A 22,497-nucleotide genomic window follows, 5' to 3' on the forward strand; every position below is an offset into this window, starting at 1 on the left:
AGATCAGGGGAAAAATCCCTGAGATCACGCCTAAAAAGTTTACATGGTAGACATTTGGTAGACACATGAAAACAAGAGGGGCGGCGAGGCCCTGAAACTCCAGGCCACCGCCGCCCTTTTTTGGTAGACTTTTGGTAGACATCGCGCTTTTTGTCAAGAATATGATTGGAGCTCTTACAATTATAATATGCTGTTTTTCATTTGCAAGGGACCTCAATCTCCTTCTGCCATGCGGTAACCCACACCTACCTCAGTAAAAATATACTGGGGTTTCGCCGGGTTCTTTTCTAGTTTGCGACGGATCTTTGCCATATTGGCCCGCAGATTTTGAGTATCTCCTACAGCATTCGGCCCCCAGATCTCTCGAATGATAAAATCATATGTCAAAACTTTTCCGGCATATTGGGTCAACAGAGCAACGATCCTATACTCACTCTGAGTCAGATGCACGTTCTCTTCTCCCAGCCATACCAGATGGCTGTCAAAATCGACTCGCAGCCGGCCACACCGGTAGATCCCTGTACGCGCCAATCCAGGATCGGCGGCTTGCGTCCTGGTATGGCGCAGAGCGGTGCGGATACGCGCCAGCAGTTCTCCTCCGCCGAAAGGTTTGGTCAGATAGTCGTCCGCGCCAAGATCCAATGCTTCGATCTTGTCTCGTTCTCTGGTCCTGGCAGATACCACTATAATTGGAACAACGCTCCACCCTCGAATACGTCGGATGATATCCACTCCATCCATATCTGGGAGCCCCAGATCCAGAATAATCAAGTCAGGGCAGTAGGCGTCAAGCATCTGACACGCTTCTGTTCCGGTATAGGCCTTGATGACATCATATCCATTGGCTGTCAGGACCGTTCCGATCAGATAGTTGATACTTTTTTCATCTTCGATCACTAAAATTTTATCCTTTATGACCGCCATACTGCCGTTCCTCCTTTAAGGGAAGCGTGAACCAAAACTCCGTGCCTCCCTCCAGCTGATTTCTGCCTTCAAAATTTCCTCCGTGTACCTTGATAATATCGCGGCAGACGATCAGCCCAATACCCATATTGTGTTTTTTATCTCCAGAACTGGTATCTGCCAATTCCATATAGTCCCTGCATAGATGCTCCAACTTTTCCTGCGGGATCCCCGCCCCGTCGTCACTGACAGAAAAACGGACCCAGTGCTTTCCCGCATCTACCCGAATCCGGATCTTCTCCGCCATCCCATGGATCACCGCATTTTCCATCAGATTGTATAGCACCTGCTCGATCAGCATCGCATCCATAGGCACTTCCAGCAGGACGTCAGGCACCTCTACTTCCACTGTGGTATTGGGGAAGTGCTTTTGGAATTTTTCCATTACCTCACCCACTACTTCCTCTGGCATCTCCGGACTCTTTTTCAAGTGGTAAGACGCCCCGCCTACACGGGTGATAGACAATAAATTTTCTACCATACGGATCATCCACTCTGCTTCACTGCACACATTGCGGAGCAGGGTCCTGTTCTCCTCATCGCTCAGACAATTTCCCGGACTGAGGATCGCCTCTGCTGATCCGATGATGGAAGTCAGCGGAGTCCGCAGGTCATGCCCCACTGCCCGGAGCAGATTGGCGCGCAGTCGCTCCCGCTCCGCCTCGATTTGGACCTCCTCCTGCTCTTTGATATGGGTAGTAAGCGCGCTGGTCACGATAGAGACACTAAACAGTGTGACAAATGTGAATGGGTAACCAGCCCCCCGCAGCTCAAACCGGTAATAGGGTTCCATAAAGGCATAATTCACGACCACTGCGGCGATTAGGCTCGCCGTCATCCCATAAAAATATCCATTGGTAGAACGGGCCACCACCAAGACACCTGTCACAAAAAGCAAGGCTGCATGGCAGTCATCCGCCCCTACGGGCTGGAGCAGCAGACCCAGGTCCAATACCACCGCCATGGTCACCACTAAAATCACGCTGTCCTGCCAGCAGAGGGGACACATCCGCCTTATCTTACCGAGCACAGGCCCACCTCCCCCCTTTCTAACCGGGTCAAAGTCAGTATATCATGGAACGCTGAAGCGTTCAAGCCGGACGTATAAGTGCAAAAATGCCAGACAGCCCCCGGTCAGGGGCTGTCTGGACATTGGCCGCGCCTCACAGCGTGGGGATCCCTGTATCAAATTTGGGGCAGCGGACCCGGACTGTCTTCAAATCATTGACTACCTGACTGATCTGAATGTCACAAGTCGCACTTAGCAAACGGTATGCATCCGGAAAATCCAGTTTCAGTTTTTTCTCCAGAAAGGCAACTGTATCAGATACCGCCAATCGAATAGCATCGTCCAAAGTCACAGCGGATGCTGTAAAATAGAGGGCTTCCACTGTCTCGATGACCGGTCTGCTCACCGGCCGGTCCTTGTAAAGCGTGGTTTTGAGACAGATCCGGCCGGGTGTCTCGATCCCGGTCCCGCTTAATTCCCCGTCACCCATACAGGCGTGCAGGTCCCCCACTGCCAGGCCGGCTCCTGGGACCGACACAGGAAGATAGACACGGGCCCCCGCCTTCACCATCTTCGTATCCATATTAGAGCCGTGATCCCCCGGCACTGCACAGTGGATATCCAGCCCAGGTCTGGGGGCTACCCCGCACACGCCCACCATTGGGGTCAATGGGAGACGGATCTTGTCAGAAAAGCAGGCAAATCCATCCTCAATGGGAATCACCTTAGTGTCAGCCTCTGTGATCCGGTCCCCCAGTACGCCCAATCCCTTTGAGGTCACCATAACCCCCTGTCTGCCGAGCTCAATGGCCAGGATCTCCACACACAGGGTATCTCCCGGCTTGGCACCCCGCACCTCGATCGGCCCAACAGAGCAGTCCATGATCGTGATATCGATATCCGGACGCTTTACCGAGGCGTCTGTGATCTGGCCGCCGTAACAGTCATCTGTCTCCACCCAGAAGGTCTCCCCATCCTCGACGCTATATTGACAGGGATGCTCCGCATTGAAGCTGAAGACCACTTTGTCTTTGGGAATGACACGCATTGCATTTTCCTCCCTCTTTTACCAGCCTGAGGGCAGGATCCCCACCAGATCCAAAACCGCATAGAGGGCTGCCGCACAGAAGAGCGTGATGATGAGCACCTGGACCCACCGCGCAGAGTACCAGCCGCACTTCCAGGGCGGCTCCATGTCGCCGTTTTTCCGGGCACTGTTTACCATCAGCGCAGGCAGAATGGACATAATGACACCACCGAAGGTCCCAGCCAAGTAAATGGCGTCTACAAAGCTGACCAAGCCGCTGTAAGCTAAAATGAATGGAGGCAGAGCCACACATGCCAGCGAGATCAGGCGGGTCGGCACATGATTCTCGCTCTTGAACTTGAACATGTCCACAATGTTCGTTAGCATAGAGCCGCCCACTGCCCAGTAAGAGGTCATCATGGCGCACAGGGCAAAAATGTTGGCTACAAACATTGCCCAGCTGCCCAGCGCCTGGCCCCAGGCGAGCGTCGCTACCTCCGTGACATTGTCCGGTCCAGTAAGGGAAATGACAGCCAGAGGGACCAGTGCCAGCAGTATCCCGGTGATCAGCATGCCGATGGTGACCGCTTTGGGCAGTGCGCGAGCATTATGCCGCAGGCCGCGGGCCAGTTCAGGGACTGCATACTGGGCGATATAGCAGAAGATCGCCACGTTGAACACAGGCACCGCATAGGTCCAGTTGGTGTAGATCGCCTGGCTGATATCCGCTTTCCCAGATAAGAAGGAGACCCCGATAATAACGGCCAGCAAAACGATCATGCCGGTACTGATAAATTTTTCTGCCAGGCCGGTTGCTTTCAGTCCCAGCCACACTACTACTACGGCCGGCACAGTAAAGATCAGGCTTCCAAGTGTGGGGGAGATCCCCAGCAGCTCAGCTAAAATTTCTCCGCTGCCGCTGGTATAGGAGATCATGCAGCCAATGGAGTTGGCGCACACAGAAATAAAGACCAGTACCGCCCCCAATTTTCCCACATATCGTTCTGCCAGCCCCGGCAGCTGCATGGGCTTTTTCGTGCGGAGGGTAGTCTCAGCCACATACAGCATGGAGACCGTCGTAAATACCCCCGCGATAATAAGCCACATCAGCAGGATAGGCCATCCGGCCTTCCGGGAGGAATAAGCCAGTCCTAAAATACCGGCTCCGATATTTGCACCCACGATGATCATAGCTGCTTCCCAGAAGGTCAGCTTCTTCACGCTGAGTGCTCCTTCCTCTGTAATGACAACATTACTTTTTTCTTCGCCCATGTTCATCTCTCCTCAGCTTTTATTTTTTGCCGGAGTGGTATGATCTCATTATAGAAAGTCGGGCTCCAAAATTCAATTGATTTAGTTCACAATATTTTCACTAATTTTTATATAATAGCAACATAATCGCAACATTTATTTTTTGCTTTTTTGTCTCCTTACAGGCCGCAGGCATAAAAAGCGCCCCTTAAGAGGCCCGAAAAGGGGAGAGATCCCAAACTTTTCAGGGCCCCTTAAGGGGCTGTCTGCTTGCATTTCTTTCAGGTCCTCTGGGCCCTGGCCGGGTCTCCGGCCCTCTTGGGAGGAAGCCCCGCCCATGCTGGGGACCAGCCAGACGCGGACCGGTGACGGCGGGACGGGGCATTCTGCTGTTCAGCACTCACCGGCCGCCAAATCCGCCGCCGCGACCACCGCCGCCGCCAAAGCCACCTCCGAAGCCTCCGCCACGGCCACCGAAGCTTCCGCCACGACCGCCGAAGCTCCCACCAAAGCCTCCGCCGCGGGAACCGCCGAAGCCTCCGCCGCGGCTGCCGCCGAAGGAGCCTCCGAAACCACCGCTGCCGCCAAATCCGCCGCCACGTGATCCTCCGCTCCGCGGACGGCTGCCGCCGCCGATCCCGCCAAATCCACCGGGGTCACCTGGTCCTCTGGGCCCTCTCGGACCTCCGGGCGGTGGCGGCGGAGGACGGTGCCAATGGCGCCGGTACCAGCCGTATCCCGGACCATGCCAGAAGAGGATAGGCCGGAACACATAGGGTGGGGAGGCCACCCCATAAAAACGTGCCCGGTAGCTGTTGTAGCGCGCCCGGTCGATGGCGGAGAGCACCATCAGGGCCGCCACCAGAAGGACCAGCAGGGAGATCACCCCCATGGTCCGCTCATTGACCTGGTAGCTCCCTCCCCCTCCGGCGTTGCCCAGTCCGAAGTTGTCTATATATACCTGGTTCATCTCCGCAAAGAAGGACAGCACACCCTCTTCAAAGCGCTGGGCACCGAAGTTGCTGGAAAGCATCCCATCCAGCCGGGAAGTCACACTGCTGGTCAGGATGGTGGAGAAGTCGTTGCCTGTAGCCACGTAATAGAGCTCGTCATCCACCGCAGCCACCAGCAGGGCGTCGCCCTGGCCCAGGCCGATCTGGGTCCCCTGGTCGTAAGCATAGCTTTCGATGTCCTGCCCATCCAGGCTGTCCACCATCAGTACGGCGATCAGACTGTTGTACCGATAGTCCCAGTTGGCGTTATAGAGGCTGATCTGCTCCTCTGCGGAGGAGGACAGCACCCCGGCCTGATCTGAGATCCAGGTGTCATACTCCGACGTGGACAGGGAGGTGTCCAGCGCGCCGGAGGCACTGTTGGATGTGTCTGTGGGCAGTCCGGGGACGGGAGCCCGCAGCTGACCCACGCCGATAGCCGCCACGACCATGATCACAGTCAGCGCTATGGCCACCCAAGTCTTTTTCAAAAAGTTCATCGTTTCACCTCACGCAGCGGGACAGGACCGCCGGCCTCAGCCTCTCAGCTCCAGCAGCTTCTGCTTCAGCTCGCCCTCAATGCGGCCCAGCTCCAGCTCGGCCTCCTTCCGCTTCTGGCTGCCCTCCTGCTGGATCTTCATCACCTCGTCCAGGGTGGAAATCAACTGCTGGTTGGTGTGCTGGAGGGTCTGGATATCCACCACGGAGCGCTCAGATTCCCGGGCGGTCTCGATAGTGCCCATCTTCAGCAGGTCCGCGTTCTTCTGGAGCAGCTGGTTGGTCATGTCGGTAACTGCGGACTGGGCGGCCGTGGCCTGGCGGCTGTGCTCCAGCCCCAGGGCCAGCACCATCTGGCTCTTCCACAGGGGGATGGTGTTGACCAGGGAGGACTGGATCTTCTCCAGCATCAGGGTGTCGTTGTTCTGGATCAGCCGAGTCTGAGGGCCCATCTGGATGGAGATCATCCGGGTGAGCTCCAAATCGTGGAGCTTCTTCTCAAAGCGGTTACACAGGTTGGCATAGTCGTTGTATTTCTGTGCGTCCTCCTGGGCCCCGGTCTCGGCGGCCTTCTTCTTCAGCTCCTCCAAGTCGTGGGCCCGGACATGCTCCAGCCGCTTTTTCCCCGCGATGATATACATAGTCAGCTCTTTGTAGTATTTGGTGTTGAGGTCATACATCTGGTCCAACATGGCGATGTCCTTCATCAGCACCACCTGGTGGTTCTCCAGCACCCGCACGATCTTGTCCACGTTGACCTCGGCCTTGGCGTAGCTCGTCTTCATGGCCTCCAGTTTATCCCGCTTCTTTTTGAAGAAGCCCAGGAAGCCGCCCTCGTCTTCCTCCTTGCCGAAGCCCTTCAGTTCCACCACTAGAGAGGACAGGGCCTCCCCTACCTCGCCCAGATCCTTGGTCCGCACGTTGTTCAGTGCGTTTTCCGAGAAGCCGGCGATGTTCTTCTGGGCGGCGGCGCCGTACTGGAGCACCACGCTGGAGTCGGTGATGTCGATCTTCTGGGAGAACTCATCCACCATCTTCCGTTCCGCCTCCGTGAGCTGGCTCTCATCCAGCTTGACGGCGTGAGCGTCCCGCTCCTTCTGGGCTGCGGCCTCGTCAGCCGGGTCCGCCGCTGCAGGCTCGAGGGTCAAGGTGGGGGCCTCCGGGGCGGCCGGTGCCGCGGCCGCAGCGGTGTCCGCCTCCGGCGTCAGAGTCAGCTGAGGGGTCATATCCAGATTGTCGCTCATTGTCGTTTCCTCCTGTATCGTCACGTTTCTGATCTCATTGTCCTAGATATCACGGGACCTCGGTCCCCGCTTTCCAGAAGTCATATCCCGTCAGCACGGCCATCTCCATCGCCCCATGATCAGTTTCTCCACCTGTTCCACGGTCTCCCCCACTCTTCTCCGCTCACAGCTCCAGGGACACGCCTCCGTCTCCGTCCTTCTTCTGGCCGCTCAGCCCCTCCCGCTGGAGCATCTGCTCCATAACGGTGATATCGGTAGAGATGTCCAGTGCCTCATCCCCGAACAGGGCGTCCAGCTGCCTGTCAAAAGCCTGGGAGATGGTAGCCATCATCTGCTCCACCTTCTTCTTGGTGGCGTCGATATTTTCCCCCGAGATGCCGGCCGCATCCATACGGTCATAGGCATTCAGGATCTTCAGGGTGGTGGGCAGATAGTAATCCAGAAACCGGCGGATCTGGGGCAGCTTTTTAGGCTGCTTCACCACCAGGTCGATGATCTTCCGGGTGACCTCCTCCAGATGATCGATCTGGGCGGAGATCTCCTCGTCCTCGATGCTGTCGTTGAGGCGGCGCATCTCACCCACCGCCCGGTCCCGCTCTTTGATGAGGGCGTCGATCTCCGGATCGCCGGTACTTTTAGGAGGTTCCTTCTTCTCGGGCTCCTCCTGTTTGTTCTCCTCCGGCTCTCCGGGCACCTCATACACCTTATTGGGGAAGAGGCCCTTCCCCACGATGAAGGCCGCCGCCGAAAGCGCCCCGCACAGCAGGTAATGGACCGGCTGGTACAGTGGGAACAGCAGCGCATAGGCCAGCCAGACCGCACCCACCAGATAGATGGGGACCACCGACCGCTTTACATGTTTTGCCATATCTGAACTTCCTCCACTTCCGCAGGCCGGCCCCTTACCCGGTCCGGCCTGCAAAGCTGCCTTCATATGTTCTGTTGTGAGATATTGTACCCCCACGGAGATGGGGTGTCAAGGAAATTAGCCGCAACTTCCGGCCGTCCAATCTGTGGTCTCAATTTTTTACATTCTCTGCGCCCTTTTCTAGAAAGACGAGAAATGCCGCCCCAAGTGGGGCGGCATTTCTCTGAAAAAACACACACAAGAAGGAAGTGCGGGGCAAACTTAGGCGTTGTGGGACTTGGAGTGGCTGGGGGCGACGTACTGGCCGTTCTCCTTCTTGACCAGCTTGCCCTCCTTGACCAGCTCGTTGGGGCTGTAAATGTCGTTGATGTTCCAGCAGCCGGGGGTGGGCACCACGATGTTCTCCATGGGGGCCTCCACCAGGAAGGGCTTGCCGGCCTTGTTGGCCTCGACGGCCTTCTCCAGGGCGGGCTTGAACTCGTCAGCGGTAGAGCAGCGGATGGAGTCCACACCGTAGGCCTTGGCCACGTCGGCCCAGCAGGGGCTGTAGGACTCCCCATCGGGAGTGTGGAACACGGTGCCGAACTTGGTCTTGTAATTGGCGTTCTCCAGACCGGCGATGGTGCCGAAAGCGGAGTTGTTCATGACCACCCAGGTGCAGGCGATACCCTTCTCCACGGCAGTAGCCATGCAGGTGGGGTTGACGCCGAAGCCGCCGTCGCCGGTGAGGGTCAGCACGATCTTATCGGGGGCAGCCAGCTTGCCGCCCAGGACGGCGGAAGCGCCGAAGCCCATGGTAGCCAGACCGGAGGAGTGGTGGATGGTGCCAGGAACGGTGATGTCGAACTCCTGGGCCACGCCGTTCTTGTTCCAGCCCACATCGGTGAAGATGATGGCGTCCTCGGGGATGACCTCCTTCACGTCCTTCAGGATGCGCTGGGGAGTCATGGGGAAGCGGCCGTCGTTGGAGATGGCCTCGTTGCTGGCCTTGAACGCGGCCTTGGCGGCAGCGATCTGCTCACGCAGCTCGGGGTTGCTCTTGCCCTCGGGGCAGATCTTCTTCACTTCCTCCAGGATCTGGGCCAGGCCGATCTTCAGGTCGCCGATGGCGCCGATCTCCACAGCGTAGTTGCGGCCAATCTCGTTGGGGTCGATGTCGATCTGCAGGAAGGTGGTCTTATCGGGATCGAAGGTGACGCCCTGATACCAGCTGGAGCTGTCGGCCTCGCCGAAGCGGGTGCCCAGGCCCAGGATCACGTCGGCATTGGTGGTCAGGGAGTGGGTGAACTCCAGGCCCCAGAAGCCGGTCTGGCCCACCATCAGGGGGTGCTGGTCGGACAGGCAGCCCTGGCCGGCCAGAGTGCGGGACACAGGGAGATCCAGGAACTCGGCCAGAGCGGCCAGCTCCTCGGAGGCCTGAGCCAGCAGGATGCCGCCGCCGGCGTGGAGGACGGGGTTCTTGGCCTCCACCAGCTTCTTGGCGATGGCCTTGGCGGCAGCGGGGTCCAGGGCGGGCTTCATGGTCACATGGCTGTCCTTGTAGGTGCGGGCCCACAGCTCCTCCTCCATCTCACGGGAGAACATGTCCATGGGCACGTCCACCAGGACGGGGCCGGGACGGCCGGCCTCAGCCAGACGGAACGCCTTGTCCAGGATGTAGGGCAGGGCCTCCACATCGTCCACGCGCCAGCTGCGCTTGCACACGGGCTTGAGCATGCTGTACTGGTCGCCGTCCTCATGCATCTGGATCTCCTGATGGGGGTGACGGCCGAAGTAGTAGCTGGGCACATCGCCCGCGATGACCACCATGGGGATGGAGTCCAGGGAGGCGTTGGCCACGCCGGTGAGCACGTTGGTCAGGCCGGGGCCCAGGTGGCACATGACCACGGAGGCCTTGTGGGTGATGCGGGCGTAGCCGTCAGCCGCGGTGGAAGCCACGGCCTCATGCCGGGTGCCGATGTACTCGATCTTCTTACTGCGGGAAAGGGCGTCCAGCATGCCGATGACGGTGTGGCCGCACAGTCCGAACAGCTTGGTGACGCCCCGGCGCTCCAGGTAGTCCACCAACAGGTCAGATACCAGTTTCTTGCTCATTGTGTGAAATCCTCCATATCATTTTTTTGGATCAGCAATCTCTTATCAGGCTTTCGCCCGCTTCTCCCAAACAGTGTCTCTGCCCGGCGGTCTCTCCCCATTTCCTATGGAATCGATTCATAGATCAAGGGGATTTTTTGGTCCTTCCGCTTTGGCTATTTTCCAGCAACAGCCACAGGGCATCTCTCTTTTTTCTGTCTACTACTACCATACAAAGAATAGTATATTCCCTCTTATTTGTCAAATAGCTAGTTTTCATTCATTGTTCAAATTCCTGCATGGGATGTGCCAAAAAAGGCCGGCCTGTCCGAGGTGGGACAGGCCGGCCAAGTCTTTTGTCCGGTCATTTCGCTTCAGGAGCCCTCTTTCAGATTGTGCCGCTCCAAGAAGTGGTTGAAGATCAGGCCGCTGCGGATAATAAAATCCCGGAAATATTCAGCGGCGGGGGGCATATACTGCTCCTTGTTCCATTGGATATACAGCTTCCGCGCGGGGATTTCATTTTCGATGGGCAGCACCTTCACATTGTAGGGGGTCCCGCCCAGGGGCCTGGGAACGATAGCGACGCCGTGATTGGCGGCCACCATGCCGTACATAATGACGTCCTGGGCTGTCTCCATGGTAATCTTGGGCTGGATGCCCAGGCTCCGGAACAGCTCGTCGGTGACGGAGCGCAGCTGGCAGTTGTTGTCGAAAGAGATGAAGGGCTCCCCGTCCAGCTCCCGCAGGTCCACCGACTCCCGCTGAGCCAGCCGGTGGCTCTCCGGGACCAGCAGGACGATCTGGTGCTCACCGATGAGGGCCCCTTCCACCCGGGGGTCGTCGATTTTAGTACAGAAGAGCAGGTCGATCTCCCCGGCCAGCAGCTTGTCCCGCAGCTGCATGAAGGTGGCCTCCTGGTTGAACTGGAGGCGCACCCCCACCCGGTTGGTCTCGGATAAATAGCGCACGATCAGCTCAGGCGCGAACTCCGCCAGGGAGGGAAAGCAGGCCATTACCACCGTTCCGCTGTTTGGGTTGATATAATCCTGGAGTCGGGCCACTCCGGTGTCCAGCAGGTTCAGGGCCTGGGAAACATAGGGGAGGAACAGCTCCCCATATTTGGTCAGTTTGATGTTGCGTCCCTTTCGAACAAAAAATTCCACATTCAGCTCGTCCTCCAGCTCCTGAATGGAGTGGCTCAGGTTGGACTGACTGACATACAGCTTTTCCGCCGCCCGGGTGTAGTGCTCCAGCTCGGCGATGGTCTTGAAATATTGCAGCTGCCGTAAATTCATACGGCGCTCCCCCTTTCTGTCCCGGATCTTAATATATTGATTCAATTATGCCATAATTCGATGAAAAAATCAAATATATTTTTCAGTTCGGGACAGAAAAAGCATATCTTATCGGTCTGACCCGGCCTGCGCCTGCTTTGCCAGCTTGCGGGTCTCCAGGGTGCTGAGGATGACATCAGCGGAGATGAGCACCAATCCCACCAGGAAGGAGGGGGTGAAGGTCTCGTTCAGCAGCAGCATGCCCAGCAGGGCAGAGAACATGGGCTGGAGAGGGTAAAAGAGGGAGCAGGTGCTGGCAGGCAGCTCGGCCAGACTGGCCGTCCAGGTGTACTGGGCCAGCCCGGAGCCCACCAGCCCCAGATAGAGCACCACCAGGATGTTGGCGGAGCTCAGGCCGGTGCCCCCTGCCTGCACCGCGGCCGCCACCCCCGTGGGGATGTGGAAAATCAGACTGATGACCATGCCGTAGGCTGTGACCAGAATGGGGGGATACTTGGCGGTGAGCTGGCGCATGAAGACAGAGGCCACGCTCCAGGTGACCACTGCCGCCAGCACCACCAGGATGCCCGCCATCTCCCCCTGGCCGGTGGCGCCGGTGGTGATGACGAAGGTGCCCACCAGTGCCAGCACCAGACACAGCACCTTGGTGGGGGTGATCTTTTCCTTCAGGTGGAGGGCAGCGAAGATGGTGACCCCCACTGGTGTCACCGAGTTGACCAGGGAGGCCATAGAGGCCCCGGTGAGGGAGATCCCCAGCTGGATGAGGAAGATAGTGAGGAAATAGCCCATGACCCCCACCCCGGCAAAGTATTTCCAGTCCGCCCGGTCGATCTTCACGCCGAAGTGCTTCCGGGCCATGAGCATCAGGGGAAATGAGGCCACAAAACACCGCAGGCAGCCCAGCAGGGGGGCGGGCACATCGTCAGAGATCAGCTTCCCCCCCACGTACACGCTCCCCCAGAAGAAGAAGGTGACAAACAGAAGCAGAAATGCCCGGCTTTTCTTCAGCAGCTCCATAGAAACGCTCCTCTCCAAAACACAGCAGTCTTTCAGCGGATCAGCTCTGGCTGGACGCATGGGACCGCCTCCGGAATATTTATCTGCCGGGAGCAGACCCACGGGGCCACCCAAAGGAAGAAACGGACCGGCGCCGCTGGGGCGCCGGCCCGTTTGAAATTCATGGGTACGCGCTTGTCCGCAGCTGGGGATCAGGCCCCGGCAACAGCGGCCAGCTCGTCCTGCAGGATGGTACCCAGACCGTCGACCTCGCCGTCGATCTTGGTGTACAGGTCCTGCACGCCCTGCAGATTCAGGATCTCGTCATAGAACTCGGGAGCGTACTCCACCATCTCCATGCCGCCGGCAGCCAGAGTGTCCTTGCTGCTCTTATCCAGCTCGGTCAGAGCGGGACGCAGCTCAGCAATGGCTTCCTCCACGGCCTGAGTCAGGGCATCCTGATACAGGGGGTCCAGGCTGTTGAACTTGTCATTGTTGATGATGATCTGGTTCAGGTACAGGATGTGGTTGGTGAAGTTCAGATACTTCTGGACCTCCTGGAAGTTGGAGGTCATGCAGGTATCAGCGGCGTTCTCCTGAGCGTCGATGGTGCCGTTCTGCAGGGAGATGTACACCTCAGGCCAGGCCAGAGGAGTGGGGGCAGCGCCCAGAGCAGACCAGAAAGCCATGTGGTTCTGGTTCTCCATGGTGCGGATCTGCAGGCCCTTGAACGCATCCAGAGTGTCCAGCTTCACATTGGAAGTGGTCAGACGGTAAGTGGCGTTCTGCAGGTAGCCCAGGATCTTCATGTTCTTCTCTTCATACTTGGGGGCAATGGCCTTCAGGAACTCGCTGTCATCGCCGTTCAGCACCTGGTCGATGGTGTCGCCGTCATACTGAGCGAAGACCATGGGCAGATCGAACACGGCCACGGCGGGCACGAAGGAGACGGTGGGAGCGGTCTGCAGCACCACATAGTCCAGGGTGCCGTCCAGCATCTGCTGCTGGATATCCATGTCGCCGCCCATCTCGCTGTTGGGATAGTACTCAACGGTCAGCTGGCCGCCAGTGATGGCGTCCACCTTCTCGGCAACCAGCTCACCCAGCTGCTGGGCAGCGGCGCCCACGCCGGCGGAGTCAGCGCCGCGCAGGACCACGGGGTCCAGGCTGGCGTAGTCAGAACCGGTGCTAGCAGCGGGGGTGCTGGCAGCAGGGGTGCTGGCATCGGGGGTGGAGCTGGCGGCGGGGGTGCTGGTGTTGCCGCCGCCGCAGGCGGCCAGGCCCAGAGTCATGGCGCCAGCCAGGACAAGAGCTGCAAATTTCTTCATGTTTGTTTCCTCCTCTTAAATGGTATGTTTTATTTGTTCACTTGCCCGACCGGCCAAGGGCCGACCGGGTCAAGGGTGAACCGAAGTCAGTGGTCAGCGGCCCAACAGCGCCAGACTGACCGGCTCCACATAAGTGATGAGAGCCAGGGCCAGCAGGAAGGAGATGATGAAGGGGACCGCCCGCTTGGCCACCGCCATGGGCGGCTCCTCCGCCAGGTTTCCGGCCACGAACAGGTCCAGGCCGAAGGGAGGCGTGGCCAGGCCGATGGACAGACAGCACACCAGGATGACGCCGAAGTGGACGGAGTCCACGCCCAGGGCCTGCACAGCGGGCAGCAGGATGGGGGCCAGGATGACGATGGCGGGGCCGGTATCCATGACCATGCCCAGGATCAGGAACAGGATGACCAGGACAGACAGGACGCTCCAGGAGGTGGTGAAGTTGCCCACGATGAAGTCCTCGATCACCTTGGTGGCGCGGGTCAGGGACAGCACGCGGCCGAAAGCGGTGGCAAAAGCCAGCACGAAAGCCAGGCCGCCGTAAGTCTTGACAGAACTGGCCAGGAAGGGGATCAGGTCCTTCAAAGAGATGGAGCGGTACACCACCAGGGAGACGAACAGAGCGTAGAACACGGACACGCAGGCCGCCTCAGTGGGGGTGACGATGCCGGAGTAGATGCCGCCCAGCACGATGATGGGGCACAGCAGGGCGAAGAAGCTGTCAGCAAACAGCTTCAGGAAGCCGTTGCCCCGCAGCTCGGACATCTTGGCGCGGATGCGCTGCTTGTCCTCGCCCTTGGTGATGCAGAAAATCACCGCATAGGCCATCATGAACAGGCCGATCAGGATGCCGGGGATGACGCCGGCCAGGAACAGGTCGCCGGTGGAAACGCCGGTGGCCAGGGAGTAGAGCACGAAGGGGATGGAGGGCGGAATGATGACGCCCAGGCCGCCGGCCACGGCGATCAGGCCGGCGCTCCAGCGCTTCTCATAGCCCATTTCCACCATGAAGGGGATGCACATGGAGCCGACGGCGGCGGTGGTGGCCGGGCCGGAACCGGAGATGGCGCCGTAGAACAGGCAGGTCAGGATGGCCGCGCAGGGCACACCGCCGGGGATGTTTCCTACGAAGTAGGAGAAGAAGTTGAACAGCCGGCGGGAGATGCCGCCCTCTGCCATGATGACGCCGCCCAGGATGAACAGAGGCACCGCCAGGATGGGAGTGGAGTCAGCGCCGGACAGCGTGAAGTTGATCAGCTGGTCCACCGGTGCTCCGGCGTTCATAAAATACTGGGGGAACAGGGTGCCCAGGCACATGGCCACGCCAATGGGCACGGACACGGCGATTGCGATCAGAAATACGATAAATACCATTAATGCTGCCATTAGTTCGCGCCTCCTTCCAGATCACCCTTGGCCGCGGCGGCCTCCTCGGCGGCGTCCGCCATAGCCTGCTCCAGAGTGGTCAGTTCCTTCTTATTGAAGTTCATGACATGAAGCACGACCTGCTGGATGCCGCGGATGAAGCCCAGGCCGAAGCCGATCAGCAGGCAGATGTACACAGCGGCCATGGGCAGCTCCATGGCGGGAGAGGTACGACCGCTGTTCAGGGCATTTTGGATCACGGTGATGGATCCGTTGAAAAACAGCGCCATCACCACGGTGTTGATGAGATCGATCACGATGTTGATCGCGTTGCGGGCCTTGGTGGGCAGCAGGTCCACCAGCACGTTCACGCGCAGCATGTTGCCCTTGCGCATGGTGTAGGGCAGGGAAATGAACACGCTCCAGATCCAGCAGTAGCGGCAGAACTCCTCCGGCCAGGAAAGCGCGGCGAAGAAGGTTCTGGCGATGATCTGCAGCATGGTGATGCAGGAGATGAGGACCAGGAAAAAGACCAGGAAGGTCTCTTCAAAGTGCTCATCCAGCCATTTGATGACTTTCATGTTTTACCTCCTCTTTACTACTTACAACGTCTTTCACCGGGCTGTTTCCGGCGGCAGACATGTCCGGCGGGGGGCCGGACTGCTCCGCATCCCGATCTCTTCTCCCCCCGGAATGCGGAAATACCCCAATGCGTGGTTTCCTCCTCTCTCTCTTCTTGTCTTCTCATTCAAAACAGCGCACAGCGCAGATGGGGGGTCCTTACTTGCTCTCCGCCAGGATGTCCATGAGCTCCTTGCGCATGGCTTCCACAGGGGCTTTCTCGCCAGTCCACAGTTCGATCTGTGCGGCGCCCTGATACAGGGACATGCCCAGACCGTTGAGCACCTGGCAGCCCTTCTCCTCCGCGTTGAGCAGGAACTGGGTCTTGTCGGGGTTGTAGCAGGCGTCAAAATAGAACTGACCGGGCTGGATGTGCTCCACGGGCATGGGAGTCTGGCCGATGGTGGAGCCCATGCCGATGCCGCTGGCGTTCATAACCACGTTGCACTCAGCGATCTTGGCGTAGTCGCCGTGGTGGACCAGCTCAGCCACAGGGGCAAAGTTCTCGTTGATGTCCATGACCAGGGACTCAGCGCAGGGCTCATAGAAATCGGTGATATAGATCTTCTTGGCTCCGTGATAGGCCAGCACGCTGCACATAGCACGGCCGGCGCCGCCGGCACCGAAGCAGAAGAAGGTGGACTCCTCCACGTTGATCTTGCCCTCTTCCACCAGGGAGGTGTAGAAGCCAACGCCGTCGGTATTGTAGCCGATCAGCTTGCCCTCGGGGGTCTTGACCACGGTGTTGCTGGCGCCCATCTTCTTGCACAGGGGGTCCAGCTCGTCCAGGTAGCGCAGCACGCGGACCTTGTTGGGCTTGGTCACGGCGAAGCCGGCAAAGTTCATGTAGCGCAGGCCGTTGACCACATCGCCCAAGTGGTCCTTGTCCACCTCGGTGTAGAAGTAAAGCATGTTCAGACCGGCGGCCTCATAACCGGCGTTCTGCATCCGGGCGGCGAAAGACTGGCCCAGAGGTTTGCCCAGCAGGGTGATCATTTTGGTGTTGATGTCGATCTTCATAACGATCCCTCTCTCATTCTCTTCAAAAAAGTTTTATTGCGGTGATATCAGACGGCAGGACTCAGTCGATGCCGTGCTCCTTAAAGTAAGCCTTGGCAGTATCCAGGCAGCGCTTGGCATGGCCGGCCACACCCAGCTCCTCGATCCGCTTCAGGTTGGGCAGCTCGATGGACAGGGGGATCTCGGGCATCCCCTTCACCATGCCGGCGATGTCCATGGCACCCTCTCCGGGGTACAGGCGGCCCTCACGTGCGGTGAAGAGCATCAGCTCGTCCTTGATGTTGTCCAGGACGGGGTCTCCGTCGGGCCCGGCGGGGCCGTCGCACAGGTGGATGAAGTTGAAGTATTTGGGATCGGTGCGGGCCAGCTCGGCACCGGTGACACCGGCGCGGCCGGCATGGAGAGTGTCCACCATGATGTACAGGTTGTCCGCCTTCACAGTGTCCACCAGCGTGATGGCCTCCTGGAGGTTGCGGACACCGGCCCAGGGCAGGAACTCCACGTTATACTTCAGGCCGTACTTCTTGGCCATCTCGGCGATCTTGGCCACCTGATCGATGTAGTAGGCCTTGTCCCGGGTCCAGATGCTGCCCAGCACGTCGGTGGCGCCCAGCTCGGCTGCCTTCTCAAACGCGGGGTCATACTCGTTGATGTCCAGGTCGGGGCGGACGCGGGCCAGCTCGATGTCCATCACGGGCATGTCGTACTCCTTCAGAGCCTGGCGGGTCTCCTCGAACAGCTTGGCGTCCTTGTGGAGCAGGAACTCCGGCTCTCCGGGCAGGTGCATCGGGATGGTGCGCAGGCTGACGAAGTCATACCCCGCCTCCTTGGCGATGCGGATCTGGTCCACAGGGGCGGTACCGGGGATGGTCAAATAGGCCAACGAAAACTTTCTGGACATACTGCATTCCTCCGAATTCTAATATCATATTGTATTCGGTCCCGCAGGGGCCGTTTCCCGGCCTTTGAGCTGGAGGCGGCGGGAACATCCGTCCCCCCTGCCCGCCCGGGCCGGCACGCCGATGGCTGCCATAAAAATAAACAATCCCGGCGGCAAACATGAGGAGAGGGCACTGGAAATATCACCCTTGTGGCACTATCACCAATTCCCTCTTTTCGTTGTCTCCCATTTTATTTCAAAACTACAAATTCGTCTACTGCGAACTCTTCATAATTTCATCAATACTTCGCATGCTTTACCCGCTTCTCATCCCAATTTATTGTTCCATTTGTATAGTTTTACCCTATCAAAATTGTGCACCCATACAGGAACCTTGGTTTTTTTAAGGATTTGGACATGCAAATTTTTCGATTGTGCAAATCGCTCAACTTTATTTAAGCTCCCCTATTTCTCCATGATGTCTGACGATTTTCCCCCTTTGGGGCTCTCCAAGCCCCTCCCGGTCCCGCTTCCAGGCCGCCGGCAGCCCCAGGGCAAGGGGCACGGAGCTCTTTGACGGCCCGCCGCCGCGCCTCAACCATCGAAATTTTCCATAGTTTAATGTAAAACTTATATTGGAATAATGGAGACCAATACAGTATGATAATCGTATAAGATGCTAATGAATGTTCCGGCATCCGGCAGGCGTTTCGCACATTTTCCACAAAACCTCGCCGCCGTGCCGGCATTATCAAGGAGGTTTCCCCAGCTATGATGAATCTACCCTCTGAAATCACCATCTGTGAGGTGGGCCTGCGCGACGGCCTCCAGAACGAAAAGACCATCGTCTCCACCGAGGATAAGCTCTCCCTTCTGCGGGACTTGGTGGACGCCGGCTTCCCCGTGATCGAGGTCGGCTCCTTCATGCACCCCAAAAAGGTGCCCCAGATGGCAGATACGGATGACCTGTTCAAGGCTCTGGTCAATGAATTCCCCGGCGTGGAGTTCCGCGCTCTGATCCCCAATCTGCGGGGCGTCCAGCGCGCCGCGGACTGCGGCTGCAAAAAGGTGAAGCTGAATGTCTCCGCCAGCCGTGAGCACAACCTGAAGAATCTGAATATGACTCCTGAGGAGAGTGTAGCCGGTTTTGCCGACTGTGTCAAGGCCGCCGCGGAGCACGGGATCGAGGTCTCCGGCTCCATTTCCATGCCCTTCGGCTCCCCCTGGGACGGCCGCATCCCTCAGTCCGAGATCGACTCCATCATCGATGCATATCTGGACGTGGGCATCACCGAGATCTCCCTGTCCGATACCTCTGGCATGGGCGTCCCCAACCAGGTCTATGAGATGTGTTCCCATGTCCACACCAAATTCCCCACTGTCTCTTGGTGGCTCCACTTCCACAACACCCGCGGCGTTGCCATGGCCAATATCATGGCCGCCATGGAGGCCGGCATGACCCGTTTTGACACCTCCTTTGGCGGTCTTGGCGGCTGTCCCTTTGTCCCCGGTGCTGCCGGCAACATCTCCTCTGAAGATGTGATCCACATGTGCGACGAGTCCGGTATCACCACCGGCATCGACGTGCGCAAGGTGATGGCCATCTCCAGAAAGGTGCAGACCATTCTGGGCCACACCACTGACAGCTACCTCCTGCGGGCAGGCTGCTCCAGCGACCTGCTCCAGACGGTCAAGTAAGGGGACCCCTGTTACTTTCGCTTCCTGTCTTCTTATTCTCTTCTCCACAACGCCCGGCCTGTGTAAACAGGCCGGGCGCTGTGGTTCCAGCCCATTTCCGGAACAAAACAGCGCGCCCCGGGGAAACTCCCCCCCGGCGCGCGCTGTTTTTTGTGTCAGGCCAACGGATTTCCAGGTGCCTCCTGAATGTTGTGCTTCTTGGCATATCCAGTGAGCATCAGGGTCAGCGCCCCGTCTCCGGTGATGTTGCAGGCGGTGCCAAAGCTGTCCTGAAGCGCAAAGATGGTCATCATCAGGCCGGTGCCGTCATTGTCGAAGCCCACTACGCTGATGATCAGGCCCAGGGAGGCCATCACCGTGCCGCCGGGCACGCCGGGCGCCCCCACCGCAAAGACACCCAGCAGGAAGCAGAAGAGGATCATTGTGGGCAGGGAGGGCAGCTCACCGTAGAGCACCTTGGACACCGTCATCACGAAGAACACCTCGGTGAGCACTGAGCCGCACAGGTGGATGTTGGCAAACAGGGGGATGCCGAAGTCCACCATGTCCCGGCGCAGCACCTTGGACTTCCGTGCTCCCTCCAGGGCCACGGCCAGGGTGGCCGCGGAGGACATAGTGCCCACCGCGGTGAGGTAGGCGGGCCCGTAGTGGCGCAGGACCTCCCAGGGCTTCTCCCCGGAGTAGAGCCCCGCCAGCAGATACAGAACTGCCAGCCAGAGGTAGTGTCCCACCATCACGATCAGGATCACGATGAGGAAGACGGGCAGCTGGCGGGTGATGCTGCCCTCATAGGCCAGCCCGCAGAAGGTGCCCGCGATAAAGAAGGGCAGGATGGGGATCACCACCCGAGAGACCACCGCCAGCACCACCCGCTGGAACTCCTCCAGCACCTGGGTGATGACCTTGGCCCGGGTCCAGGTGGCCGCCAGGCCCACCAGCACAGAAAAGACCAGCGCGGACATCACCGACATGACGGGCGCGATGTCCAGGTTGAACAGCAGCTCCGGCGCCTCCCTCAGCCCCTCCGCCGCCGACTGGATGGACAGGCCGGGGATGATGGCGTAGCCGGCCCCCATTGACATCAGTGCGGCGCATACTGAGGAGGTATAGGCCAGTGCCAGCGCCAGGACCAGCATCCGGGAGGCATTGCTCCGCAGACGGGTGATAGACGGGGCAATAAAGCCGATGATGATCAGCGGGACACAGAAATTGATCAGTGAGCCCAGCAGGTTTTTCAGCGTCAGTACCACCTGCATGATCGTGCCGCCCACGTCGGTGCCTCCGATCCACAGGTCCGCAGAGCCCAGACCGATGATGATGCCGATCACCACGCCGATGATCAGACGGACGGGAAGACTGCTCAGTATTTTTTTCATACTCTCCACACTCCATTTCCCAGTTCAGAAGCCGCCCCGCCTTCACACAGCACGCGGAGCGCCGCTGTCAGGACCACTATACCACATTATGCTTCCCTGTACAAGAATGGAGCCTGTCTTTCTCTCCCCTCAGCCAAGGAACCCCAGATGCTCCAGCAGGATCTTGCTCCCCATCAGGACCAGGATCACCCCGCCGGCAAGCTCCGCTTTGCCCTGGAAGCGGTCCCCAAAAGCTCCGCCGATATACACGCCCGCCGCCGACAGCAGGAAGGTGATGACACCGATACAGGAAACGGCCGGCCCGATCTCCACCCGTAGAAAGGCGAAGGTCACTCCCACCGCCAGTGCGTCGATGCTGGTGGCCACCGCCAGGGGCAGCATGGACCGGGGGCGGAAGGAGCTGTCCACGTGCTCTTCCCCGCCCCGGGACTCCCGGATCATGTTCGCTCCGATCAGCCCCAGCAGGAGGAAGGCGATCCAGTGGTCCACTCCTGCGATGATCTCTTGAAAGCGCACCCCCAGCAGATAGCCCAGAAGAGGCATCAGCATCTGAAAGCCGCCGAAATAGATTCCTGCCGTCACGGCGTGGCTTCCCCTGACCCGCCCCACCGAAAGTCCCTTGCATATGGCCACTGCAAAGGCGTCCATAGACAGTCCTACCGCAATAACAAACAATTCCCACAGGCTCATATTGTGGTTCCTCCTCACACGCAGCCGGTCCTCCCCGACCCTGGAACGGGCAAAAGAAAAGACCTATCTGTCCCCACGACAGATAAGTCTCATCGTTTCATGCAGAGCCAGGAGGACTTTCCTCCAGTTTGTTGACTCTGCCGCGCGGCGCGCCGACTACTCCCTTATATGTTTATCTAGCTTACCACGCGGGACCACGCTCTGTCAATCATTTTTATTGTACTGCTCCTCTCTTTATGCACCCATCTTTTTTCATTTCGGCTGACGTTTTTCCGCAAAAAGTGTTGACAGCAGGACCAAGTTATGCTAATATATCACCTGCACTGAGCGTTTTCTGTGTGCCGCCAATATGCGCGAGTGGTGGAATTGGCAGACTCGCTAGATTCAGGTTCTAGTGTGCATTACGCACGTGCGGGTTCAAGTCCCGCCTCGCGCACCAAAAAGAAAGACACGACTTTTGTCGTGTCTTTCTTTTTGGGTGCCGCTCCCTTTGGCATTTCGATGCCCTGTCGGTCAAAGCCCTCCCTGCGCAATTGTTTAGTCCTGCGGACCTGCGAATTTACGGCGCATCAGCGCCGCCGGTCAGAAGACCGGTCTGACATCTCTATAGCCCAGATTTTAACCGTCCCTTCCACGTCGGAGCAAGTTTTGTATCGCTTGCTCCGACTTATTTTATAAGTCAGGGTACGCTCGTTTTGCTGTCCTTTCTTTCCCACTGCATCCCGCTTCGTCGGGCTCGCAGTGGGCGGGGCCGGCCTGCGGGCGGTATTCCCCGACTGTCTCATCAAGAAGGAAGGTATCTGCGTCCACAGATGCCTCCCTTTTTGCGGGGTCCGATGTCCTCATCGGGCCGTATCCCAGCACTCCCCTCAAAAAATGCCCGTGAGCCCTGCACAGGCGGGGCAAAATGAGCACAGTTTTGCTTTGCTTCCATAATTTGTATTGAAACGTCTCACAAAATAACTTTTCCCTCCGGTTTTGAGCGGGTCCGGATCTGCCGGGCCCAGTCAAGACAGGAGGGAATTTTTATGGCAAGGGGGCAAACGCAGTATTATGGACTGAATCAATGGGAGGCCGCGGACCAGGTGCTCCAGACGGAGTTTAACGCGGATAATCAAAAGATCGACGGGGCGCTGAAAGCCATGCGGGATCTGATCGTCAGCCCCAGCGTTCTCAATGTGGTACTGGATAAGCTGCGCAGTGATATCAACGCCCTGTCTGCCCGGGTGGATAAGCTGGAGGAGAGGTGAGAGAGCCCCCCGGAGCAAATACTCCGGGGGGCCGTCAATTGCACTTTACA

The 22,497-nt window shown here is 58.5% G+C and carries 19 protein-coding genes and 1 tRNA gene; 3 read left to right on the forward strand and 17 right to left on the reverse strand.

All coding sequences use genetic code 11. The annotated features are described in order from the left end of the window. Positions 1 to 213: 213 nt before the first annotated feature. The 15 genes from L9O85_RS13280 to L9O85_RS13350 all read right to left on the reverse strand — a co-directional run bounded on the left by L9O85_RS13280 (position 214) and on the right by L9O85_RS13350 (position 17,454). The gene (locus tag L9O85_RS13280; protein ID WP_050623338.1) at positions 214 to 924 is read right to left on the reverse strand and encodes a response regulator; all 711 of its coding nucleotides are present in this window, start codon (positions 922 to 924) and stop codon (positions 214 to 216) included. After that, positions 905 to 1,945 (reverse strand): sensor histidine kinase, encoded by a 1,041-nt coding sequence (locus L9O85_RS13285; RefSeq protein ID WP_301578883.1) that lies wholly within the window; start codon positions 1,943 to 1,945, stop codon positions 905 to 907. The genes L9O85_RS13280 and L9O85_RS13285 overlap by 20 nt, the downstream gene beginning before the upstream one ends. Positions 1,946 to 2,126: 181 nt before the next feature. Next, positions 2,127 to 3,020 (reverse strand): acetamidase/formamidase family protein, encoded by an 894-nt coding sequence (locus L9O85_RS13290; protein ID WP_301578884.1) that lies wholly within the window; start codon positions 3,018 to 3,020, stop codon positions 2,127 to 2,129. Positions 3,021 to 3,038: 18 nt separating this feature from the next. Next, on the reverse strand, positions 3,039 to 4,271 hold the full coding sequence (locus L9O85_RS13295) for an aromatic amino acid transport family protein (protein ID WP_256182857.1): 1,233 nt from the start codon (positions 4,269 to 4,271) through the stop codon (positions 3,039 to 3,041). A gap of 379 nt (positions 4,272 to 4,650) precedes the next feature. Beyond that, on the reverse strand, positions 4,651 to 5,742 hold the full coding sequence (locus tag L9O85_RS13300) for a TPM domain-containing protein (RefSeq protein ID WP_256182856.1): 1,092 nt from the start codon (positions 5,740 to 5,742) through the stop codon (positions 4,651 to 4,653). Between the two features lie 36 nt (positions 5,743 to 5,778). Next, complete coding sequence (locus tag L9O85_RS13305; RefSeq protein WP_108980399.1) at positions 5,779 to 6,984, reverse strand: toxic anion resistance protein; 1,206 nt, start codon at positions 6,982 to 6,984, stop codon at positions 5,779 to 5,781. Positions 6,985 to 7,147: 163 nt separating this feature from the next. Then, complete coding sequence (locus tag L9O85_RS13310) at positions 7,148 to 7,852, reverse strand: 5-bromo-4-chloroindolyl phosphate hydrolysis family protein (RefSeq protein WP_301578886.1); 705 nt, start codon at positions 7,850 to 7,852, stop codon at positions 7,148 to 7,150. 261 nt (positions 7,853 to 8,113) lie between these two features. Continuing rightward, a complete protein-coding gene (locus tag L9O85_RS13315) occupies positions 8,114 to 9,946 on the reverse strand; it encodes a thiamine pyrophosphate-binding protein (protein WP_301578888.1) in 1,833 nt (610 codons plus the stop codon). A gap of 353 nt (positions 9,947 to 10,299) precedes the next feature. Then, on the reverse strand, positions 10,300 to 11,223 hold the full coding sequence (locus tag L9O85_RS13320; protein ID WP_050623331.1) for a LysR family transcriptional regulator: 924 nt from the start codon (positions 11,221 to 11,223) through the stop codon (positions 10,300 to 10,302). Between the two features lie 108 nt (positions 11,224 to 11,331). Continuing rightward, a complete protein-coding gene (locus L9O85_RS13325) occupies positions 11,332 to 12,240 on the reverse strand; it encodes a DMT family transporter (RefSeq protein ID WP_256183483.1) in 909 nt (302 codons plus the stop codon). A gap of 191 nt (positions 12,241 to 12,431) precedes the next feature. Further along, a complete protein-coding gene (gene dctP / locus L9O85_RS13330) occupies positions 12,432 to 13,547 on the reverse strand; it encodes a TRAP transporter substrate-binding protein (RefSeq protein WP_301578891.1) in 1,116 nt (371 codons plus the stop codon). A gap of 93 nt (positions 13,548 to 13,640) precedes the next feature. Further along, complete coding sequence (locus tag L9O85_RS13335) at positions 13,641 to 14,933, reverse strand: TRAP transporter large permease (RefSeq protein WP_050623328.1); 1,293 nt, start codon at positions 14,931 to 14,933, stop codon at positions 13,641 to 13,643. Continuing rightward, positions 14,933 to 15,493, reverse strand: coding sequence for a TRAP transporter small permease (locus tag L9O85_RS13340; protein WP_276854321.1), 561 nt, complete (start codon positions 15,491 to 15,493; stop codon positions 14,933 to 14,935). Before L9O85_RS13340 ends, L9O85_RS13335 begins: the two co-directional genes overlap by 1 nt. Positions 15,494 to 15,692: 199 nt before the next feature. Then, entirely contained in the window at positions 15,693 to 16,553 is an 861-nt protein-coding gene (locus L9O85_RS13345; protein WP_050623326.1) for a shikimate dehydrogenase family protein, read from the reverse strand. 61 nt (positions 16,554 to 16,614) lie between these two features. Beyond that, on the reverse strand, positions 16,615 to 17,454 hold the full coding sequence (locus tag L9O85_RS13350; protein WP_050623325.1) for a sugar phosphate isomerase/epimerase family protein: 840 nt from the start codon (positions 17,452 to 17,454) through the stop codon (positions 16,615 to 16,617). Positions 17,455 to 18,204: 750 nt separating this feature from the next. On the opposite strand from L9O85_RS13350, the gene L9O85_RS13355 reads away from it, so the two are divergent. Continuing rightward, positions 18,205 to 19,131, forward strand: coding sequence for a hydroxymethylglutaryl-CoA lyase (locus tag L9O85_RS13355; protein ID WP_336454703.1), 927 nt, complete (start codon positions 18,205 to 18,207; stop codon positions 19,129 to 19,131). A gap of 155 nt (positions 19,132 to 19,286) precedes the next feature. Here the strand turns inward: L9O85_RS13355 and L9O85_RS13360 are convergent, their stop codons facing one another. Both L9O85_RS13360 and L9O85_RS13365 read right to left on the reverse strand, forming a co-directional pair. Further along, positions 19,287 to 20,507, reverse strand: a complete 1,221-nt coding sequence (locus tag L9O85_RS13360) for a dicarboxylate/amino acid:cation symporter (RefSeq protein ID WP_050623324.1) — start codon at positions 20,505 to 20,507, stop codon at positions 19,287 to 19,289. 129 nt (positions 20,508 to 20,636) lie between these two features. Then, the gene (locus L9O85_RS13365; RefSeq protein WP_050623323.1) at positions 20,637 to 21,197 is read right to left on the reverse strand and encodes a manganese efflux pump MntP; all 561 of its coding nucleotides are present in this window, start codon (positions 21,195 to 21,197) and stop codon (positions 20,637 to 20,639) included. A 351-nt stretch (positions 21,198 to 21,548) separates the two neighbouring features. On the opposite strand from L9O85_RS13365, the gene L9O85_RS13370 reads away from it, so the two are divergent. Together L9O85_RS13370 and L9O85_RS13375 are read left to right on the forward strand one after the other, a co-directional pair. Next, positions 21,549 to 21,636, forward strand: a tRNA-Leu gene (locus L9O85_RS13370). Positions 21,637 to 22,225: 589 nt separating this feature from the next. Then, the gene (locus L9O85_RS13375) at positions 22,226 to 22,447 is read left to right on the forward strand and encodes a hypothetical protein (protein WP_301578896.1); all 222 of its coding nucleotides are present in this window, start codon (positions 22,226 to 22,228) and stop codon (positions 22,445 to 22,447) included. Positions 22,448 to 22,497 lie beyond the last annotated feature (50 nt).

Origin of the sequence: Lawsonibacter asaccharolyticus, assembly GCF_022453915.1 — a bacterium.
Classification (GTDB): domain Bacteria; phylum Bacillota; class Clostridia; order Oscillospirales; family Oscillospiraceae; genus Lawsonibacter; species Lawsonibacter asaccharolyticus.

What these genes read in the sequence shown, in the direction of transcription:
- L9O85_RS13280 (WP_050623338.1), bottom strand. Translation starts at nt 924, where the DNA reads ATGGCGGTCATAAAGGATAAAATTTTAGTGATCGAAGATGAAAAAAGT.
- L9O85_RS13290 (WP_301578884.1), bottom strand. Translation starts at nt 3,020, where the DNA reads ATGCGTGTCATTCCCAAAGACAAAGTGGTCTTCAGCTTCAATGCGGAG.
- L9O85_RS13295 (WP_256182857.1), bottom strand. Translation starts at nt 4,271, where the DNA reads ATGGGCGAAGAAAAAAGTAATGTTGTCATTACAGAGGAAGGAGCACTC.
- L9O85_RS13300 (WP_256182856.1), bottom strand. Translation starts at nt 5,742, where the DNA reads ATGAACTTTTTGAAAAAGACTTGGGTGGCCATAGCGCTGACTGTGATC.
- L9O85_RS13305 (WP_108980399.1), bottom strand. Translation starts at nt 6,984, where the DNA reads ATGAGCGACAATCTGGATATGACCCCTCAGCTGACTCTGACGCCGGAG.
- L9O85_RS13310 (WP_301578886.1), bottom strand. Translation starts at nt 7,852, where the DNA reads ATGGCAAAACATGTAAAGCGGTCGGTGGTCCCCATCTATCTGGTGGGT.
- L9O85_RS13315 (WP_301578888.1), bottom strand. Translation starts at nt 9,946, where the DNA reads ATGAGCAAGAAACTGGTATCTGACCTGTTGGTGGACTACCTGGAGCGC.
- L9O85_RS13320 (WP_050623331.1), bottom strand. Translation starts at nt 11,223, where the DNA reads ATGAATTTACGGCAGCTGCAATATTTCAAGACCATCGCCGAGCTGGAG.
- L9O85_RS13325 (WP_256183483.1), bottom strand. Translation starts at nt 12,240, where the DNA reads ATGGAGCTGCTGAAGAAAAGCCGGGCATTTCTGCTTCTGTTTGTCACC.
- dctP (WP_301578891.1), bottom strand. Translation starts at nt 13,547, where the DNA reads ATGAAGAAATTTGCAGCTCTTGTCCTGGCTGGCGCCATGACTCTGGGC.
- L9O85_RS13335 (WP_050623328.1), bottom strand. Translation starts at nt 14,933, where the DNA reads ATGGCAGCATTAATGGTATTTATCGTATTTCTGATCGCAATCGCCGTG.
- L9O85_RS13340 (WP_276854321.1), bottom strand. Translation starts at nt 15,493, where the DNA reads ATGAAAGTCATCAAATGGCTGGATGAGCACTTTGAAGAGACCTTCCTG.
- L9O85_RS13345 (WP_050623326.1), bottom strand. Translation starts at nt 16,553, where the DNA reads ATGAAGATCGACATCAACACCAAAATGATCACCCTGCTGGGCAAACCT.
- L9O85_RS13350 (WP_050623325.1), bottom strand. Translation starts at nt 17,454, where the DNA reads ATGTCCAGAAAGTTTTCGTTGGCCTATTTGACCATCCCCGGTACCGCC.
- L9O85_RS13355 (WP_336454703.1), top strand. Translation starts at nt 18,205, where the DNA reads ATGATGAATCTACCCTCTGAAATCACCATCTGTGAGGTGGGCCTGCGC.
- L9O85_RS13360 (WP_050623324.1), bottom strand. Translation starts at nt 20,507, where the DNA reads ATGAAAAAAATACTGAGCAGTCTTCCCGTCCGTCTGATCATCGGCGTG.
- L9O85_RS13365 (WP_050623323.1), bottom strand. Translation starts at nt 21,197, where the DNA reads ATGAGCCTGTGGGAATTGTTTGTTATTGCGGTAGGACTGTCTATGGAC.
- L9O85_RS13375 (WP_301578896.1), top strand. Translation starts at nt 22,226, where the DNA reads ATGGCAAGGGGGCAAACGCAGTATTATGGACTGAATCAATGGGAGGCC.